Raw genomic sequence first — 17,428 nt, 5'->3', positions numbered from 1 at the left:
CGGCGTATGAACGCCCTCTCAGCGTGGCTGGCAGAGCCAGTGCAGATAACGGCCCAGCCCGGCGAACGCCGGATGCCGGCGGTGCGCCAGTTCCATCTCGATCAGGTCGGCGGGGTCGGCCTTGGCCTGGAATTCCGCCGGCATGTAGTCGTGGAACACGCGCACGCCACTGGTGCTTTCGACCCGCCAATCGGCGTGCAGTTGCGCGGCCAGCTCGCGCGGGTCGAGCGGCCGCTGCGGAGTCAGGCTCTGGCCCTCGCCGGCGAAGCTGGATTTGCGCAGCTTGCGGAAATGCCCCTTGAGCAGGTTGCGGTAGACCAGCGCGTCCTTGTTGTAGAACGCCAGCGACAGCCAGCCATCGTCGGCAGTGAGCCGGCGCAGTGCCGGCAGGATCGCCGTCGGTTCGGCCAGCCATTCGAGCACCGCGTGGCAGACCACCAGGTCGTAGGGCGCCTCCAGCCGTTCGGGCAGCTCCTGCCAGGGCGCCTGGATGAAGGTGGCGTCAAGGCCGGCCTCGGCGAAGCGCTGGCGGGCGCCGTCGAGCATCGGCTGGGCCGGCTCGGCGAGGGTCACCTGGTGGCCGCACTCGGCCAGCCAGAGCGCCATGTGGCCGAGCCCGGCGCCGATGTCGAGCACCCGCAGTGGGCGTTGCGGCAAGGTTTCGGCGAGGTCGGCCTGCAGCACGGCGAGGCGGATCGCACCCTTGGCGCCGCCGTAGATCTTCTCGGCGAAGCGTGTCGCCAGGGCGTCGAAGTGGCGGTCGCTCATGTGAAGCGCCGCTCATTGTCGGCGAGCTTGGCGCGCACCGCCTGGTCCATGTCGATGCCCAGTTCGGCGCACATCAGCAGCAGGTAGAGGACCACATCGGCGACTTCCTGGCCGGCATGTTCGAGCTGCTCGGGCGGCAGCTGGCGCGACTGGTCTTTGTCGAGCCACTGGAAGATTTCCACCAGCTCGGCCATTTCCACGCTGGCGGCCATGGCGAGGTTCTTCGGGCTGTGGAATTTCCGCCAGTCGTTGGCATCGCGGATCGCGTGCATGCGGGCGGTGAGCTGTTCGAGGTTCATGCGGGGCTCCTTGGAGCCGCATAGCTTCGAGGGTTGCGCCCGCCCGCGCAAGGTTCGGCGTGCGGCCCGGCGGCTAGGGCAGCGTGGACCACTCGCCGTCCATGTGCGGCAGGTCGTCCGCGCCGCGTAGCGTCAGTTGGCCGCTCGTCGCCGGCGCGCTGGCCAGCAGGGTCAACTCGCCAGGCAGCAGCAGCGGTTTCTTGAAGCGCACCTGCACCTCGTAGCCGGCGTCCGGCAGGCGATCGCCCAGCGCCGCCAGGCTGCGCCCCTCGAGCCACAGGCCGTGGGCGATGGCGCGGGGGAAGCCGAACAGGCGCGCGCTGAGGGCGCTGAGGTGGATCGGGTTGTAGTCGCCGGCGACCCGCGCATAGGCGCGGCCGATATCCGCCGGCGCCGTCCAGCGGTCGACTTCGGCGAGCGCCAGCGCGGCGCGGGGCTCGGCCTCACGCGGTTCGCCAGGGAGCTTCGCGGCGCGGCTGAGGAAACGGCTTTCGCCTTCCCAGAGCGGCCCGAGCTGGTCGTCGACGCTGATCAGCAGGCTGAACAGCGCGCCTTTCGCGTGCGGCGGCAGGTCGGCCACGCGCACGCCGACGCGGAACGGGCCCAGCCCGCCGAGCGGACGCAACACGCGGATACGGTTTTCCAGGTGCACCAGGCCGAGCAGCGGGAAGGGAAAGTCGTCCGCCGTCAGCAGGCGCATCTGCAGGGCGAATGCCATTACGTGCGGATAGGTCGGCGGCAGCCGGCCGTCGTCGGCGAACGCGCAGACGCGCCGGTAGGCGGCGAGGTGGCGCGCCTCCACGCTGACCGGGCAGCGCAGGCCGCCTTCGGGTAGCGTGCGGCCGCTGACCTTGCGCTTCAACGCGGCGCGCAGGAACAGCTCGGGCAGCGCGGGCGGGGCGTGCAACTCGGTCCAGGGTTGGCTCATGTCGACCCCTCAGGCGCCCAGCAGGCTTTGTCCGCAGACGCGCAGCACCTGCCCGGTGACGCCACCGGAAGCGGGCTGGGCGAACCAGGCGACGGTTTCGGCGACATCCTGCGGCTGGCCGCCCTGGCCGAGGGAATTCATCCGCCGCCCGGCTTCGCGGATGGTCAGCGGCATGGCCGCGGTCATCTGCGTCTCGATGAACCCCGGCGCCACCGCGTTGATGGTGATGCCGCGCTTGGCCAGCTCCAGTTCCCAGGCCTGCAGCAGGCCGATCAGCCCGGCCTTGCTGGTGGCGTAGTTGGTCTGGCCGAAATTCCCGGCGATGCCGCTGGTGGAGGACACCAGCAGCACGCGGCCTTCGTCGCGCAGCGTGCTGCTCTCCAGCAGTGCCTGGGTCAGCCGCTGCGGCGCCTTGAGGTTGACTGCGATGACCGAGTTCCACAGCTCGTCGGTCATCTTCGCCAGGGTCTTGTCGCGGGTGATGCCGGCGTTGTGCACGACGATGTCGACGCCGTCCGGCAGCGCCTCGACCAGCCGCTGCGGCGCCTCCTCGCCGCCGATGTCCAGGCCCAGCGCCTTGCCGCCCAGGCGCGCGGCCAGGGCGTCGAGCTCCTTCTGCGCCTTGGGCACATCCAGCAGCACCACCTCCGCGCCGTCGCGGGCGAGGGTTTCGGCGATGGCCGCGCCGATGCCGCGCGAGGCGCCGGTGACCAGCGCGCGCTTGCCGGCCAGCGGCCGTGTCCAGTCCTGTACCCGTTGCTCGCTGGCCGCGAGGCGGATCACCTGGCCGGAGACGTAGGCGCTCTTCGGCGAGAGGAAGAAGCGCAGGGCGCCTTCCAACTGGTCCTCGGCGCCTTCGCCGACGTACAGCAACTGCACCGTGCCGCCGTGGCGGATTTCCTTGCCCAGCGAACGGGTGAAGCCTTCCAGGGCGCGCTGCGCGCTGGCGGCGAACGGGTCGATGAGGGTTTCCGGCGGCCGTCCGAGGACCACCACGTGGGGGTTGCTGGCGAGGCTCTTCATCGCAGGCTGGAAGAAGTCGCGTAGGGCCACGAGTTGGTCGCAGTCGACGATCGCGCTGGCATCGAACACAAGGGCCTTGAGCCGCGGGCCGTGCTCGGCGGTCCAGCTCGGCAGGCCGGCGACCGCGTTCGGCGTGTACACCGCATCGGTCAGCCTCGCCAGGCTCGGCAGCAGGCCGGCGGCCAGCGCGCCATCGCCGCCGAGCAGCAGCGCGCCGTCCACCGGGCGCCCGCGCCCGGAACTCCAGCGTTCCAGCGGCACCGGCGAGGGCAGGCCAAGGGAGGCCACCAGCTTCTGCCCGAGAGCGGAATTGGCGAAGGTGAAATAACGGTCGCTCATGGAACGGACTCCTGCATTGAATCTCCAAAGTGGACCACGTCGCGCCGCCACTCGTTCGCGGCGGCGCGGCCTCAACCAGGAGCCTCGCCATGACTTCGTTGCGCCGGGTCGCCATCGTCGGCGGCAACCGCATTCCCTTCGCCCGATCCAACACCGCCTACGCCACCGCGAGCAATCAGGACATGCTCACCGCCGCGCTGGAGGGCCTGATCGAGCGCTACAACCTGCACGGCTTGCGCCTCGGCGAAGTCGCCGCCGGCGCGGTGCTCAAGCATTCGCGCGACTTCAACCTGACCCGCGAATGCGTGCTCGGCTCGCGCCTGGCGCCGGAAACGCCGGCCTACGACATCCAGCAGGCCTGCGGCACCGGGTTGGAAGCGGTGATCCTGGTGGCCAACAAGATCGCCCTCGGGCAGATCGACAGCGGCATCGCCGGCGGCGTCGACACCACCTCGGACGCGCCCATCGGGGTAAACGAAGGGCTGCGCAAGATCCTCCTGCAGGCCAATCGCGGCAAATCCACGGCCGACAAGCTGATGCCGTTCATGCAGCTGCGCCCCGGCCACCTCAAGCCGGCGCTGCCGCGCAACGGCGAGCCGCGCACCGGGTTGTCGATGGGCGAGCACTGCGAGCTGATGGCGCAGGAGTGGGCGATTCCCCGCGCCGAGCAGGACCAGCTGGCCTACGACAGCCATCACAAGCTCGCCGCCGCCTACGCCGAGGGCTGGCAGGACGACCTGCTGACGCCCTACCTGGGCCTGAATCGCGACCAGAACCTGCGCGCCGACATCAGCCTGGAGAAGATGGCGACGTTGAAACCGGTGTTCGAGAAGGGCCCGCGCGGCACCCTCACGGCGGCCAATTCGACGCCGCTCACCGATGGCGCCTCGCTGGTGCTGCTGGCCAGCGAGGACTGGGCCAGGGCGCGCGGCCTGCCGATCCTCGCCTATTTCAGGGACGGCGAGGCGGCGGCGGTGGATTTCGTCAAGGCCAGGGAAGGGCTGCTGATGGCGCCGGTCTACGCGGTGCCGCGGCTGCTGGCGCGCAACGGGCTGACGCTGCAGGACTTCGACTACTACGAGATCCACGAAGCCTTCGCCGCCCAGGTGCTCTGTACGCTGAAGGCGTGGGAAGACGCTGGCTACTGCCGCGACCGACTCGGCCTGGAGGCGCCGCTGGGTGCCATCGACCGCACGCGGCTGAACGTCAAGGGCAGCTCGCTTGCCGCCGGGCACCCGTTCGCCGCCACCGGCGGACGCATCGTCGCCAACCTGGCGAAGCTGCTCGCCGCCGCGCAAAGCGGGCGCGGACTGATCTCCATCTGCGCCGCCGGCGGCCAGGGCGTGACGGCGATTCTGGAGCGTTGAAGCGGATGGCGCTCGGCGAGAGCTCGCCTGGTGGGTTACGGCGCGTGTCCATGCCGTGTGGCCGATGCATTAGCTGAAGCGCCTAACCCACCCTACAGACCGGCGCAGCACCGCATTCGTAGAGTGGGCTTCAGCCCACGCTTGTTCATCGAAGTGCGTAACCCACCCTACGGGCCGGTGCGATTTTTCGTAGGGTGGGCTTCAGCCCACGCTCGTCCGCCGAAGCGCCGCGTAACCACGGGGCGGCGCCTGGCGATCCCTACGCGGAATCGCCGCTGCGCAGGCGGATCGCCAGGTCGAGGATGTCCTTGGCGACGTAGTCCCAGTCGCCTTCGGCGTGCAGGTCGCGGGTCTGCCGCGGGCCGTACTCGTGGGGGCGTGGGATGAAGGCGGTCTTCAAGCCCAACGCCTGGGCCGCGCTCAGGTCCGAGTTGTGCGCGGCGCAGAGCATGACGTCTTCGGGCGCCAGGCCCAGCAGCTCGCAGGCGCCGAGATAGACCTCGCGGTCGGGCTTGTAGTGGCGAAACAGGTCGGCGCAGAACAGCATGTTCCACGGCAGCTCGGCATGCCGCGCGACGTCCAGCATCAGGCTGAGGTTGCCGTTGGTGAGGCTGCCGACGGTGTAGTGCCGGCGCAGCGCCGTGAGCCCGGCGACGCTGTCGGGCCAGGGCTCCAACCGGTGCCAGAATCGGTTGATACGCTGCCGCTGCGCCTCGTCGAAGTCCAGCCCGTGAGCTTCCAGCAATCGATCCAGGCTCTGCCGGTGCAGGTCGTCGAGCACCGTCCAGGGCTGCTCGCCGCGGCGCACGCGGTCCATCGACGGCGCGTAGTGGCCGCGCCACTCATCGGCGAGGGTCTCGCCGGGAATCGCCTGGCCGGTTTCCCGCGCCAGCTCGGCGAACTGCGCGATCAGGCTGGAACGCCAGTCGACCACGGTGCCGAACACGTCGAAGACGATGGCTTTCACTGGCAATCTCCTCATCAGGTGGCGGGCTCCCTGTGCACCCTGGGTTCGTAGCCGTGCGCGCGGCGCACCCTGCGCGCTGCGCCCTGCGCACCGGGCGGCGCACTGGAATTACGCCTGTTTCGGTGTGACCCGGATATCGCTGATGCCCAACTCGGCGATGCGGCTGTACTCGCTGTCGCAGACCGGATCTTCCCAAGGCGCATCGGTGGTCACCTGGGGTTCGGCCTGGTGTTTCTGCATCAGCCGCAGGCGTACCTGATCCAGGCTCGGTTCCTCGAATTCCTGCATGTCCAGGGACGCGTCCTGGCCGTTGATGCGGTAGCTGACGTGGTAATGCTTGAGTGCGTGCATGGCGAGAATCCTGGGCGGGTTTGTCTTCCGACCACGCCGGCGCGCTCAGTTTCCCTCGGGTTCGCGTTCGCGGGCATCGGCTTCGGCGGCGAGCAGCAGCGCCTTGCGCGGCACGCCCCAGCGGTAGCCGCTGAGCGCGCCGCTGGCGCCGACCACGCGGTGGCAGGGCACCAGCAGACCGAGCGGATTGCTGGCGCAGGCGCGGGCGATGGCGCGCGGGTGGCTGCCGAGCTGTTCGGCGAGTTCGCCGTAGCGGCGCGTCTGCCCCGAGGGAATCGCCTGTAGGGCCTGCCAGACGCGCTGCTGGAAGGCGCTCCCGCGCAGGTCCAGCGGCAGATGCGCGGCGCGCGCCGGCTCGTCCAGCTGGCGCAGCGTCGCCGCCAGCCAGTCGCCGAGGCCCTGTGGGTCTTCGTCCAGTTCGGCGGCGGCGAAGCGCTGGCGCAGGTCGGCGAGCAGCGTTTCGCGGTCGTCGCCGAACAGCAGCGCACAAACGCCCCGTGCGCTGGCGGCGAGCAACAGCAGGCCCAGCGGGCAGGCGGCGAAGGCATAGCGCAGGCGTTCGCCGGCGGCGCGCTGGCGCCGTTGCGCCGGGCTCAGCGCGGCGGGCGTTTCGTACAGCGCGCGGGTGCCCGAGTAGCCGGCCTGCAGCGCCGCCTCGAGCACCGAGTCCGCCTCGGGCAAGGCGGCTTCCAGGCGCTGGCGGCGCTGCGCGGCGGCCCAGGCGCGCGGCGTCAGCCCGGTGCGCGCCTTGAATGCCCGTGCCAGGTGCGAGGGCGACAGGCCGATGCGCGCGGCCAGTTGCTCCAGCGTCGGCGTGGCTTCGCTGCTTTCCAGCAGACGGCAGGCGGCGGCCACCAGGGCGTCCAGCTGCTGAGCCGGGCTCTGGCCGTTGGGCACGCAGCGCTGGCAGGCGCGAAAACCGGCGGCTTCGGCAGCGGCCGCATCGGCGTGGAAGCTGACGTTGGTGCGCAGCGGCCGGCGCGCCGGGCAGCTCGGCCGGCAGTAGATGCCGGTGGAGCGCACGGCGAAGACGAAGCGCCCGTCGAAGGCGGCATCGCGTTCGCAGACGGCTTGCCAGTAGCGCGCGGAGTCGGGCATGGACGGATCGCTCGGTTGAAGAGGTTCGATTGTCACCGCCCGCGGCGGCGCAGCCAATCCGCAACGCGCTTTCAAACGGCGCCGTTGCGAACGCTGTCAGGGAGCGCAGCGCGATGAGGGTGGTCGAAGGCTGACGAAGGGGCTGACGCGGACCTCGCAGGCTTCTTCCGCCAATTCCCCGAGGGCCTTGCCAATGCGCGCCGGAAGGTCGCATGCCAGACGGGCTTCTGTGACAATCGGTCCTCAGGGGAGGCGAAATGCCGTCGCGCCGATGCTAGGCTGCGGAAAATTTTACAGAGTCCTCGCTGACCCTTACGAGTCCCAAGGAGACCGATGAAAACGCCCAAACGACTGGAATCGTTGCTAGAGGACGGCCTCATCGACGAAGTGCTGCGACCCTTGCTCAGCGGCAAGGAAGCAGCGGTTTACGTGGTGCGCTGCGGCACCGAATTGCGTTGCGCGAAGGTCTACAAGGAGGCCAACAAGCGCAGCTTCCGCCAGGCCTCCGAGTATCAGGAAGGGCGCAAGGTCCGTAACAGCCGCGATGCCCGCGCCATGGCCAAGAGCACCAAGCACGGCCGCAAGGAGGCCGAGGAGGCCTGGCAGAACGCCGAGGTCAGCGCGCTGTTCCGCCTCGCCGCGGCGGGCGTGCGGGTACCCAAGCCTTACGATTTCCTCGACGGCGTGCTGCTGATGGAGATGATCGACGACGGTTACGGCGATGCCGCGCCGCGTCTCAACGACGTCGACCTGGAGCCGGAAGACGCCCGCGAATTCCACGCCTTCATGATCGGCGAAATCGTCAAGATGCTCTGTGCCGGGCTGGTCCACGGCGACCTCTCGGAATTCAACGTGCTGCTCGACGCCCACGGCCCGGTGATCATCGACTTGCCGCAGGCGGTGGACGCCGCCGGCAACAACCACGCCTTCAGCATGCTCGAGCGCGACGTCGGCAACATGGCCGCCTATTTCGGCCGCTTCGCCCCTGAGCTCAAGTACACCAAATACGCCAAGGAGATGTGGGCGCTGTTCGAGGAGGGCAAGCTGACGCCGGAGACCCGGTTGACCGGCCAGTTCGTCGAAGCCGAGGACGAAGCCGACGTCGACGCGGTGATGCGTGAGATCAAGGCCGCGCTGGCCGACGAAGCGCGCCGCCAGGCTGCGCTGAAGGATGACGACGACAAGGAGCAGGAACCGCCGCCACCGCCGTGGATGAGCTGAACGGCGGTGCTTCGGCGCCGGAATCAAAAAAGCGAAGCCTCGGCTTCGCTTTTTTGTGCGCGGTGTTCAGGCGCAACAGCCGCCGGATTCCAGGTCCCTGAGGATCGGGCAGTCCGGGCGATGGTCGCCCTGGCAGTGGTCGACCAGCTCCTGCAGCGTGTCGCGCAGGCCGGCGAGTTCGGCGATCTTGCGGTTGAGCTCGTCGATGTGGCCGCAGGCGAGCGCCTTGACGTCGCTGCTGGCGCGCTGGCGGTCCTGCCAGAGGGTCAGCAGTTTGCCGACTTCCGCCAGGGAAAAGCCCAGGTCGCGCGAGCGCTTGATGAACGCCAGGCGGTGCAGGTCCTCGGTCGAATAGTGCCGGTAACCGCTGTCGCTGCGCGCGGCGGCGGGCAGCAGGCCGATGCTTTCGTAATAGCGCAGCATCTTCGCCGAGAGCCCGCTGTGGCGGGCGGCCTGGCCGATGTTCATGGGCTTCTCCTGTTCTGCGGGAGGTTCGTTGTCGTTGCCTGGGGTGCGCGATGCGCACCGCCTGGGTTGTCCCGGTGCGCATGGCGCAGACTACGAAGCATCGGGTTTCCAGTAGCGCAGCAGCAGCGCGTTGCTCACCACGCTGACGCTGGACAGCGCCATCGCGGCGCCGGCGACCACCGGGTTGAGCAGGCCGAAGGCCGCCAGCGGGATGCCGATCAGGTTGTAGACGAAGGCCCAGAACAGGTTCTGGCGGATCTTCGCGTAGGTGCGCCGGCTGATCTCCAGCGCCGCTGGCACCAGGCGCGGGTCGCCGCGCATCAGGGTGATTCCGGCCGCGTGCATGGCCACGTCGGTGCCGCCGCCCATGGCGATGCCGACATCCGCGGCGGCCAGGGCCGGAGCGTCGTTGATGCCGTCGCCGACCATCGCCACGCGCGCGCCGCCCTGGCGCAGCGCGGCGACCACCGCGGACTTGTCCGCCGGCAGCACTTCGGCGTGCACGTCGGCGATCTGCAGCGCCTCGGCGACCGCCCGCGCGCTGCCGCGGTTGTCGCCGGTGATCAGGTGACTGCGGATGCCGCGCGCGTTCAGCGCGGCGATGGCCTGCGCGGCGCCGTCCTTGAGGCTGTCGCCGAAGGCGAACAGGCCCAGCACCCGCGCGTGCGGTGCGCGTTCGATCAGCCAGGACAGCGTGCGTCCCTCGGCCTCCCAGGCCTGCGCACGTTCGGCCAGCGCGCCGGGCTGCAGGCCGCTCTCCTCCAGCAGCCGGCGATTGCCGAGGGCCAGCTCGCGGCCGTCGAGGCGTCCGGCGATGCCGCGACCGGCGAGGGTCTGGCTGGCCTGCACGTCCGCCAGCACCAGGCCACGCTCCTCAGCCAGGGCGAGCATGGCCCTGGCCAGCGGGTGTTCGCTGCCACGCTGCAGGGCGCCGGCCTGCAGCAGCAGGCCGGCCTCGTCGCCGTTGCAGGCGTGCAGATGGACGATGCGCGGCGCGCCGGAGGTCAGCGTGCCGGTCTTGTCGAAGGCCACGTCGGTGATCGCGTGGGCCAGCTCCAGCGCTTCGGCGTCCTTGATCAGGATGCCGTGGCGCGCGGCGACGCCGGTGCCGGCCATGATCGCGGTCGGCGTGGCCAGGCCGAGGGCGCAGGGGCAGGCGATGACCAGCACGGCGACGGCGTTGATCAGCGCCGTTTCGATGCCGGCCCCGGCGAGCAGCCAGCCGACCAGGGTCGCCACGGCGATTACCAGCACCGCCGGGACGAACACCTGGCTGACCTTGTCCACCAGCTTCTGGATCGGGGCCTTGGCCGCCTGGGCGTCCTCCACCAGACGGATGATCCGCGCCAGCACGCTTTCCCCGCCCAGCGCCGTGGTGCGTATCAGCAGGCGGCCCTCGCCGTTGATCGCGCCGCCGGTGACCCGGTCGCCCGGGCGTTTCGGCACCGGCAGGCTCTCGCCGCTGATCAGCGCCTCGTCGGCGTGGCTTTCACCTTCCAGCACCTCGCCGTCCACCGGGAAGCGCTCGCCGGGCAGCACCCGCAGGACATCGTCCAGACGCAACTCGGCGATGCCGACGTCTTCTTCACGACCCTCCACCAGGCGCACCGCCCGTTCCGGGCGCAGCGCTTCGAGGGCGCGGATCGCCGCGCTGGTCTGGCGTTTGGCGCGGCTTTCCAGGTACTTGCCGAGCAGCACCAGGGCGATGACCACCGCCGAAGCCTCGAAATACAGGTGCGGCGTGTGGCCGGGATGCGCCGTCCACCATTGGTAGAGGCTCAGCCCGTAGCCGGCGCTGGTGCCGAGGGCGACCAGCAGGTCCATGTTGCCGGCGCCGGCGCGTACCGCCTTGAAGGCGGCGACGTAGAAACGCGCGCCGAGAATGAACTGCACCGGCGTGGCGAGAAGGAACTGCAGCCAGGCCGGCAGCATCAGGTGCAGGCCGAACGTCTGTGCGAGCATCGGCAGCACCAGGGGCGCGGCGAGCGCCAGGGCGAGGATCAGCGCCCAGCGCTCGCGGCGCAGTTGGCGCGCGGCGGCATCCACGCTCGGCGCGCCTTCCTCGATCGGCCGAGCGTGGTAGCCGGCGGCTTCGACGGCCTTGATCAGCGTGGCCGGCTCGACACTGCCGAGCAGTTCGAGATGCGCGCGTTCGGTGGCCAGGTTGACGCTGGCGCTGCGCACGCCGGGCTGTTTGAGCAGCGCGCGCTCGACGCGGCCGACGCAGGAGGCGCAGGTCATGCCATCGATGGCCAGCTCCAGGCGCTGGCTCGGGACCTCATAGCCGGCTTTTTGCACCGCGCCGATCAGGTCGTCGAGGGCGACGCCGTCGGCTTCGACATGCGCGCGCTCCAGCGCCAGATTGACGTTGGCCACGCTGACGCCGGGCACCTTGCCCAGCGCGCGTTCGACGCGACCGGCGCAGGACGCGCAGGTCATGCCGGCGATGGGCAGGTCGTAGCGAAGGGTCGGGCTGGGCATGGGAATACTCCTGGATGGCCGATGGACCCATGCTCAACCTTGACCCCTGGGCAAGGTCAAGCGGAAGCGCGAAGACTCAGCCGCGCGCCGCCGGCAGCATCGCGGCGAGCACGCCGTCGCGTTTGCCGTAGTGGTGCACCAGCGCCATCAGTGCGTGGCCGAGGATCATCGCGAAGAGCAGCCACTGGGCGGTGACGTGGAACCACTTGGCCGCCGCGCGGGTGGTATCGGACAGCGGCAGCGGCTCGAGGGGGATCAGCCAGAACAGCTCCAGCGGGCGTTTGCCGAACAGCAGGCCGGAGAGCGGCATCAGCACCAGCAGCAGGTACAGCAGCGCGTGTCCGGCCTTGGCCGCGCGCTGTTGCCACACGGCATCGGGCGGGAGTATCTGCGGCGCGCCGCGGCGTGCGCGAACCAGCAGGCGCAGCACGGTCAGCGCCAGCACGGCGAGGCCGAGGGATTTGTGCAAAACGAATACGCCGCCGGTGCCGCCGAGGAAGTCGCCGAAGACATCGCGACCGTAGGGCAGGGCGATGATCAGCCCCATCAACACGGCGGTGAGCCAGTGCAGGGCGATCTGGGAGTTCGAGTAACGGGCCATTCTGTGTTCCCTCATCATTAGCAGGCTAAATATACCCTGCTGTTTTGAAGGGGGATACGCACACGTCCGTCACGAGGCTTTTTGTAGCGAATGCTGCCGCGCAGTCAGCGGTTGCCGGCCTGCAGGTAGTAGCCGCCAACGCCCAGCGCGAGGTCGTAGTGGCGAATCTCGCCGGCCCGCAGGTCGATGCGCTGGGGGCTGGGACGGAGCATCCCCGGTTTGCACGGGCCCGGCCCGCTGATCGAGTCGACCCGGATCGATAGCGCGCCCGGCGGCAGGTTGAACGCCGCCTCCTGTCCCGGCATCAGCCGCGCCGCCAGCTCGTCCTGCAGGTAGACGCCGATGTCGCACAGGCTGGCGAGTTCGAGGCGGTCGCGCGAGACGATCAGCACCGCGTAGCCATCGGGTTGCTGGGCGCTGGCGGTCGGCGGCAACGCGGCCAGGCAGGCGAGCGTGAGGGCGATCAATGAACGGCGCATCTGCGTTACTCCTGAGACGGGGACAGCCTTGACCTTGCCATGAGGTGAAGGTCCAGACTGCAATCACTTTCCATAGAGGAGTTGATTCCATGCAGATATTCAAGGTTCAAGGCATGACCTGCGGCCATTGCGTGCGTGCGGTGACCGCAGCGTTGCAGGGCGTCGATCCGCAGGCGCAGGTCGAGGTCGATCTGGCGGCCAGGGAAGTCCGGGTGGAAAGCGAGGCCGAGGCGCAGGCGCTGATCGAGGCGATCCGCGAGGAGGGCTATCAGGTCGACGCGGCCTGAACAGGGCGGCGTGACAGCGACGGCAGGCCCGGACCGGGAGTCGCCGCGCCTGCGCAACGAGGTGTAATTCGCCGGTGGTCTGGGTACCCTTGTCGGTCAGGGCGCGTCAGACGCCGGCCTGCCGCGTCCGCGCGGCGGGCATCCCGTATCCCCTGGAGATGCCTACGCATGCCGTTACGCCTGCTGTTGATTCTCGGCTCCCTGAGTGCCTTCGGGCCGATGGCCATCGATTTCTACCTGCCCAGTTTCCCCGCCATGGCGGTCGCCTTCGGCACCGACGTGGAGCATGTGCAACTGTCCCTGGCGGCCTATTTCGCCGGTCTGGCCATCGGCCAACTGGGCTACGGGCCGATGGCCGACCGCTTCGGCCGGCGGGGGCCGCTGCTGTTCGGCGTCGGCCTGTTCACCCTCGCGTCCATCGCCTGCGCCCTGGCACCGAGCCTGGAGTGGCTGATCGCCGCGCGATTCGTCCAGGCGCTCGGTGGCTGCGCCGGGATGGTGATTTCCCGCGCCGTGGTGCGCGACATGTGCGACCCGGTGAACGGCGCCAAGGTGTTCTCGCAACTGATGCTGGTGATGGGCCTGGCGCCGATCCTCGCGCCCTTCGCGGGCGGTTTCCTGCTGAACAGCTTCGGCTGGGCTTCGATCTTCGTCTGCCTGACCCTGTTCGGCGCCCTGGCCGGGGCCGGTGTGGCGCTGTGGTTGCCGGAAACCCTCTCCGCGGATCATCCCCGTCCGCCCCTGAGCGGCACCCTGCGGCGCTACCTCGGCCTGTTGCGCGACCCCGAGTTTCTCGCCTTCGGCCTCTCGGGCGGCGTGGCGATGGCCGGGATGTTCGCCTACATCGCCGGGTCGCCGTTCGTCTTCATCGAGCTTTACGACGTGCCGGCCGAGCATTACGGCTGGTTGTTCGGCAGCAATGCGGCGGGCTTCATCCTCGCCGCGCAGATCAACGCGCGGCTGCTGCGCCTGCGTGGGCCGAGTTTCTGGCTGCGCCGGCTGGTGTGGTTGTACTTCTTCGCCGGCGCGGCGCTGTTGCTGCTGGCGCTGTTCCGCCCGGCCCAGTTGTGGGTACTGATGGTGCCGCTGTTCATCGGCATGGCCAGCCTGGGTTGCATCATCCCCAACGCGTCCGCCTGCGCCATGGCCAAGCAGGGCCAGCACGCCGGCAGCGCATCGGCGCTGATGGGCAGCCTGCAGTTCGCCGTGGCCGCTGGCGCCTCTTGGCTGGTCGGCGCGCTGCACGATGGCAGCGCGGTTCCGATGGCGTCGGTCATCGCGCTCTGCGGGCTGATCGCGGCGGTGCTGGCCTGGTTCAGCGGGCAGTTGGAGACCACCCTCGCGCACCCGTCGAACGAATAGTCCGGACACGAAAACGCCGCAGCCGTCCGGAGGGCGACTGCGGCGTTCGGGGATGCGCCCTCAGGCGGAGCGCAGCAGCCTGTGCGGCAGCGGGTGCGGGGCGTTCAGGCGCGTTTGCAGGGTGCTGACGAACTGGCGGGCTTCCGCTTCGTTGCGAAACTGCACGGCGAAGCCGTCGAGTTGCACCTGCCAGCGCCTCGAGGGGGTTCCGGTGTCGCGGACCGAGATCTTCATGCCATAACCTCCCGAAAAGGTGGAATCTGCAGGTTAGGCGCGAATCCCCGGCAGCCGCTGACCTGAGTCAAGCAGCCGACGAAACGCCGCTCTCCACCGTAGCCCTCAGAAGCCTTCCAGCACGATCTTGCCCACCGACCTGTTGCTCTCCAGCAGGGCATGGGCGCGGCGCAGGTTGGCGGCGTCGATGCGGCCGAAGTGCTCGCCGACGGTGGTGCGCAGCACGCCCGAATCGAGCAGCCCGGAGACCCGCTCGAGAAGCCTGTGCTGCTCGATCATGTCGTCGGTCTGGAACAGCGAACGGGTGTACATGAACTCCCAGTGCAGCGACAGGCTCTTGCGCTTGAGCTGGCGGATGTCCAGCGACTCCGGGTCGTCGATCAGCGCCAGTTTGCCCTGCGGGGCGAGCGCTTCGACGATCTGCGCCAGGTGCTGGTCGGTGTGGGTCAGGCTGGCAACGTGGGTGACCTGGCCGACGCCGATCCGCTGGAGTTCTTCGGCCAGCGGCTTGCTGTGGTCGATCACGTGGTGGGCGCCGAGGCTCTTCACCCATTCCTGGGTTTGCGGCCGCGAGGCGCTGCCGATCACCGTCAGCCCGGTGAGCCTGGTGGCCAGCTGGGTGAGGATCGAACCGACACCACCGCTGGCACCGACGATCAGCAGGCTCTGCCCGCGCGAGGCCTCGCCCTCGGCGATCTGCAATCGCTCGAAGAGCAGCTCCCAGGCGGTGATCGCGGTCAGCGGCAGCGCCGCGCTCTGGGCGAAGTCCAGCGATTGCGGGCGGTGCCCGACCAGGCGTTCGTCGACCCGGTGCAGCTCGCTGTTGGCGCCCGGGCGGTCCAGCGCGCCGGCGTAGAACACTTCGTCGCCCACCTTGAACAGGCTGACCTCGGCACCTACCGCCTTGACCACTCCGGCCACATCCCAGCCGAGCACCTTGGGCTGGCCCGCCTCGGGCTGCACGTTGCGGCGGATCTTGGTATCCACCGGGTTCACCGAGATCGCCCGCACCTCCACCAGCAGGTCGCGCGGGCCGGGCGTGGGCTCGGGCAGCTCGATGTCCTGCAGCGATTGCGGATCGTCGATGGGCAGCGACTGGGTGTAGGCGATGGCTTTCATGAGGGTTCTCCCGTGAGGTTTCTCGAAGTGAAGGCATGCTCGCCTATTTTCGGGATTGTAAAAACCCGGTAGGAATAGAGTCTGTTTCAACAGGGAATTGAAAATGCTTCGTCTGGATGACTTGCAGGTGTTCGTCCGTACTGCCGAGCTGGGCAGTTTGTCCGCCGCTGCGCGGCTGCTCGACCTGTCGCCGGCGGTGGCCAGCGCCGCGCTCAAACGCCTGGAGCAGGAGCTGGCCAGCCGGCTGTTCACCCGCTCCACCCGTAGCCTGCGGCTGACCGCGGAAGGCGAGCAGTACCTGGTGTTCGCCCGCAACGCGCTGCAGAACCTCGCCGAGGGGCGTGACCTGTTGCTCAGCGGGCGCGCCGAGATCGGCGGCCTGCTGCAGCTCTCGGCGCCCTCCGACCTAGGGCGCAACCTGCTGTTGCCCTGGCTCGACAGCTTCCAGCAGGCACATCCGCAGCTGCAACTGCGCCTGCTGCTGGGCGACCGCAATGCCGACCTGTTCCGCCAGCCGGTGGACATCGCCCTGCGCTACGGCGCGCCGGAGGATTCCAGCCTGGTCGCGTTGCCAGTGGCGCCGGGCAACCGCCGGGTGCTCTGCGCGTCGCCCGAGTACCTGGCCGCGCACGGCGAGCCGCGCCGCCTGGAGGACCTCGGCGCGCACAACTGCCTGCTCTACATGATCGCCGGGCGGCTGCACGACCGCTGGAGCTTCAGCGACGGCCGCCGCGAACGCGGCGTGACGGTGAGCGGCGATCGCAGCAGCGACGATGCCGACGTGGTGCGCCGCTGGGCGCTGGCCGGGCGCGGGCTGGTCTACAAATCCTGGCTGGATGTCGCCAATGACGTTCGGGCTGGCCGGCTGCGTGTGCTGCTGCCGGGCATGCCGGGCGACGCGGCGCCGCTGAACCTGATCTGCGCGCACCGCGCCCAGCTCAACCGCGCGGTGCACCTGCTGCGCGAGCACGTGGCGCGGCACTGCCAGGCGCTGCTGGCCGATGCGCCCTTCGCGGCGTGAGCGCGGAGCCTGCGGCAGGTCATTTGCCGCTTCCGGGCCGGGTGGTAGAGTCGCCGGCATGACCTTCTCCCGCCGCCATTCCGCGTCGCTGCTCGGGGCGCTGCTGTTCAGCGTCCTGCTCGGCGCATTTGCCAGCAGCCTGCACCGTGGGCAGATGAGCGGCTTCGATCTCGCCGGCCTCGGTGGCGGCTTCTGTTCGGCGCTGGGTAACTCCGGCGCGGCGCTGAAGGAAGGCGGCGACCGTTCGACGCCCCTGCTCGCCGATCTGCAATGCCCGCTGTGTTCGGCCGGCGACAGCCCTTCGGCGTCGGGCAGCCTCTGGCGCCTGGTCGCCCCCGCGGCGGTGGACGTTACGTCCTCCGCGATCCCCACGCGCACGTCGGCCGCGCCGCGCGATGTCTGGCCCTCGGCCAATCCGCGCGCCTCCCCGCTTTTCCTCGGCTGATTACCCGCTGACCACGCAGCGCCGCTGCGACCGCGATCCGCGCCACAAGGCGCCGTTTTCCGATTTCGAGGATTCACCATGCTGAAGAAAGCTCTCCTGCTGGCCACGCTCTGCGCCTGCGCCCTGAACGCCGCCGCCCATGAATACCAGGCCGGCCAGTTGCACATCGACCACCCGTGGTCGCGCGCGATGCCGCCGGTGGCGCCGACCATCGCCGCCTATTTCGTGGTGCACAACGAAGGCAAGACCGCTGACCGCCTGCTCGGCGCCGACACCCCGATCGCCGCCCGCGCCGAACTGCACGAGCACGTGCACGGCGCGGACGGGATGATGAAGATGCAGCAGGTGCAGGCAGTGGACGTGCCGGTCGGCGGCGAAGCCCGCTTCGCTCCCGGCGGTTACCACGTGATGCTCTTCGAGCTGAACAAGCATCCGGCGCTGGGCGAGCGCTTCCCGCTGACGCTGGACTTCGAAAAGGCCGGCGACGTGCAGGTCGAGGTGGCGGTTCAGGCGGATGCGCCGGCGGCGGGGATGAAGATGGACGGCGAGCACAAGCACTGAGTCGCAGCG

20 protein-coding genes are annotated in these 17,428 nt (G+C 69.5%); 7 read left to right on the top strand and 13 right to left on the bottom strand.

Translation table 11 applies throughout. The features are described 5' to 3' along the window. Positions 1-18: 18 nt before the first annotated feature. The 4 genes from B3E91_RS10945 to B3E91_RS10930 all read right to left on the bottom strand — a co-directional run bounded on the left by B3E91_RS10945 (position 19) and on the right by B3E91_RS10930 (position 3,357). Positions 19-768 (bottom strand): methyltransferase domain-containing protein, encoded by a 750-nt coding sequence (locus B3E91_RS10945; RefSeq protein ID WP_287029442.1) that lies wholly within the window; start codon positions 766-768, stop codon positions 19-21. After that, complete coding sequence (locus B3E91_RS10940; RefSeq protein ID WP_287029441.1) at positions 765-1,067, bottom strand: nucleotide pyrophosphohydrolase; 303 nt, start codon at positions 1,065-1,067, stop codon at positions 765-767. The genes B3E91_RS10945 and B3E91_RS10940 overlap by 4 nt, the downstream gene beginning before the upstream one ends. A 73-nt stretch (positions 1,068-1,140) precedes the next feature. After that, on the bottom strand, positions 1,141-1,995 hold the full coding sequence (locus B3E91_RS10935; protein ID WP_287029440.1) for a MaoC family dehydratase: 855 nt from the start codon (positions 1,993-1,995) through the stop codon (positions 1,141-1,143). A gap of 9 nt (positions 1,996-2,004) precedes the next feature. Then, complete coding sequence (locus B3E91_RS10930; RefSeq protein ID WP_287029439.1) at positions 2,005-3,357, bottom strand: 3-oxoacyl-ACP reductase; 1,353 nt, start codon at positions 3,355-3,357, stop codon at positions 2,005-2,007. A gap of 89 nt (positions 3,358-3,446) precedes the next feature. On the opposite strand from B3E91_RS10930, the gene B3E91_RS10925 reads away from it, so the two are divergent. After that, positions 3,447-4,724, top strand: a complete 1,278-nt coding sequence (locus B3E91_RS10925; RefSeq protein WP_287029438.1) for an acetyl-CoA C-acetyltransferase — start codon at positions 3,447-3,449, stop codon at positions 4,722-4,724. Positions 4,725-4,983: 259 nt separating this feature from the next. On the opposite strand, the gene B3E91_RS10920 is transcribed toward B3E91_RS10925, so the two are convergent. The 3 genes from B3E91_RS10920 to ada all read right to left on the bottom strand — a co-directional run bounded on the left by B3E91_RS10920 (position 4,984) and on the right by ada (position 7,140). Further along, complete coding sequence (locus B3E91_RS10920; protein WP_287029437.1) at positions 4,984-5,691, bottom strand: haloacid dehalogenase type II; 708 nt, start codon at positions 5,689-5,691, stop codon at positions 4,984-4,986. Between the two features lie 108 nt (positions 5,692-5,799). Continuing rightward, entirely contained in the window at positions 5,800-6,042 is a 243-nt protein-coding gene (locus tag B3E91_RS10915) for a hypothetical protein (RefSeq protein WP_282340764.1), read from the bottom strand. Between the two features lie 45 nt (positions 6,043-6,087). Then, positions 6,088-7,140: a bifunctional DNA-binding transcriptional regulator/O6-methylguanine-DNA methyltransferase Ada gene (ada, locus tag B3E91_RS10910; RefSeq protein ID WP_287029436.1), complete on the bottom strand. Its 1,053-nt coding sequence runs from the start codon at positions 7,138-7,140 to the stop codon at positions 6,088-6,090. Between the two features lie 333 nt (positions 7,141-7,473). On the opposite strand from ada, the gene B3E91_RS10905 reads away from it, so the two are divergent. Then, positions 7,474-8,361, top strand: a complete 888-nt coding sequence (locus B3E91_RS10905; protein ID WP_090225369.1) for a PA4780 family RIO1-like protein kinase — start codon at positions 7,474-7,476, stop codon at positions 8,359-8,361. Positions 8,362-8,427: 66 nt separating this feature from the next. Here the strand turns inward: B3E91_RS10905 and cueR are convergent, their stop codons facing one another. The 4 genes from cueR to B3E91_RS10885 form a co-directional block, all read right to left on the bottom strand. Then, positions 8,428-8,829 carry a Cu(I)-responsive transcriptional regulator gene (gene cueR / locus B3E91_RS10900; RefSeq protein ID WP_090225370.1) on the bottom strand — a complete coding sequence of 134 codons (402 nt, stop codon included), beginning with the start codon at positions 8,827-8,829 and terminating at the stop codon, positions 8,428-8,430. 90 nt (positions 8,830-8,919) lie between these two features. Further along, the gene (locus B3E91_RS10895) at positions 8,920-11,310 is read right to left on the bottom strand and encodes a heavy metal translocating P-type ATPase (RefSeq protein WP_287029435.1); all 2,391 of its coding nucleotides are present in this window, start codon (positions 11,308-11,310) and stop codon (positions 8,920-8,922) included. 76 nt (positions 11,311-11,386) lie between these two features. After that, entirely contained in the window at positions 11,387-11,911 is a 525-nt protein-coding gene (locus tag B3E91_RS10890; protein ID WP_287029434.1) for a cytochrome b, read from the bottom strand. Between the two features lie 104 nt (positions 11,912-12,015). Then, on the bottom strand, positions 12,016-12,390 hold the full coding sequence (locus B3E91_RS10885) for a hypothetical protein (RefSeq protein WP_273230362.1): 375 nt from the start codon (positions 12,388-12,390) through the stop codon (positions 12,016-12,018). An 89-nt stretch (positions 12,391-12,479) separates the two neighbouring features. Here B3E91_RS10885 and B3E91_RS10880 point away from each other — a divergent pair, with 89 nt between their 5' ends. Together B3E91_RS10880 and B3E91_RS10875 are read left to right on the top strand one after the other, a co-directional pair. Next, complete coding sequence (locus B3E91_RS10880; RefSeq protein WP_287029433.1) at positions 12,480-12,677, top strand: heavy-metal-associated domain-containing protein; 198 nt, start codon at positions 12,480-12,482, stop codon at positions 12,675-12,677. A 168-nt stretch (positions 12,678-12,845) separates the two neighbouring features. Beyond that, positions 12,846-14,039 carry a multidrug effflux MFS transporter gene (locus B3E91_RS10875; RefSeq protein WP_286784888.1) on the top strand — a complete coding sequence of 398 codons (1,194 nt, stop codon included), beginning with the start codon at positions 12,846-12,848 and terminating at the stop codon, positions 14,037-14,039. Between the two features lie 60 nt (positions 14,040-14,099). On the opposite strand, the gene B3E91_RS10870 is transcribed toward B3E91_RS10875, so the two are convergent. Further along, the gene (locus B3E91_RS10870) at positions 14,100-14,273 is read right to left on the bottom strand and encodes a hypothetical protein (protein WP_282340774.1); all 174 of its coding nucleotides are present in this window, start codon (positions 14,271-14,273) and stop codon (positions 14,100-14,102) included. A gap of 105 nt (positions 14,274-14,378) precedes the next feature. Next, positions 14,379-15,392, bottom strand: coding sequence for a zinc-binding alcohol dehydrogenase family protein (locus B3E91_RS10865; RefSeq protein ID WP_287029432.1), 1,014 nt, complete (start codon positions 15,390-15,392; stop codon positions 14,379-14,381). A gap of 103 nt (positions 15,393-15,495) precedes the next feature. Here B3E91_RS10865 and B3E91_RS10860 point away from each other — a divergent pair, with 103 nt between their 5' ends. From B3E91_RS10860 to B3E91_RS10850, 3 genes are all read left to right on the top strand, one after another. After that, positions 15,496-16,413, top strand: a complete 918-nt coding sequence (locus B3E91_RS10860) for a LysR family transcriptional regulator (protein WP_287029431.1) — start codon at positions 15,496-15,498, stop codon at positions 16,411-16,413. Between the two features lie 58 nt (positions 16,414-16,471). Further along, positions 16,472-16,858, top strand: a complete 387-nt coding sequence (locus tag B3E91_RS10855; RefSeq protein WP_287029428.1) for a DUF2946 family protein — start codon at positions 16,472-16,474, stop codon at positions 16,856-16,858. Positions 16,859-16,936: 78 nt separating this feature from the next. Beyond that, positions 16,937-17,419 carry a copper chaperone PCu(A)C gene (locus tag B3E91_RS10850; RefSeq protein ID WP_287029425.1) on the top strand — a complete coding sequence of 161 codons (483 nt, stop codon included), beginning with the start codon at positions 16,937-16,939 and terminating at the stop codon, positions 17,417-17,419. The last annotated feature ends 9 nt before the right edge of the window (positions 17,420-17,428 follow it).

It is taken from the genome of Pseudomonas sp. UBA6310 (assembly GCF_002438225.1).
Classification (GTDB): domain Bacteria; phylum Pseudomonadota; class Gammaproteobacteria; order Pseudomonadales; family Pseudomonadaceae; genus Pseudomonas_O; species Pseudomonas_O kuykendallii.
Note: the sequence above shows the minus strand (reverse complement) of the source record. Positions and strands in the feature narration are given on the sequence as shown.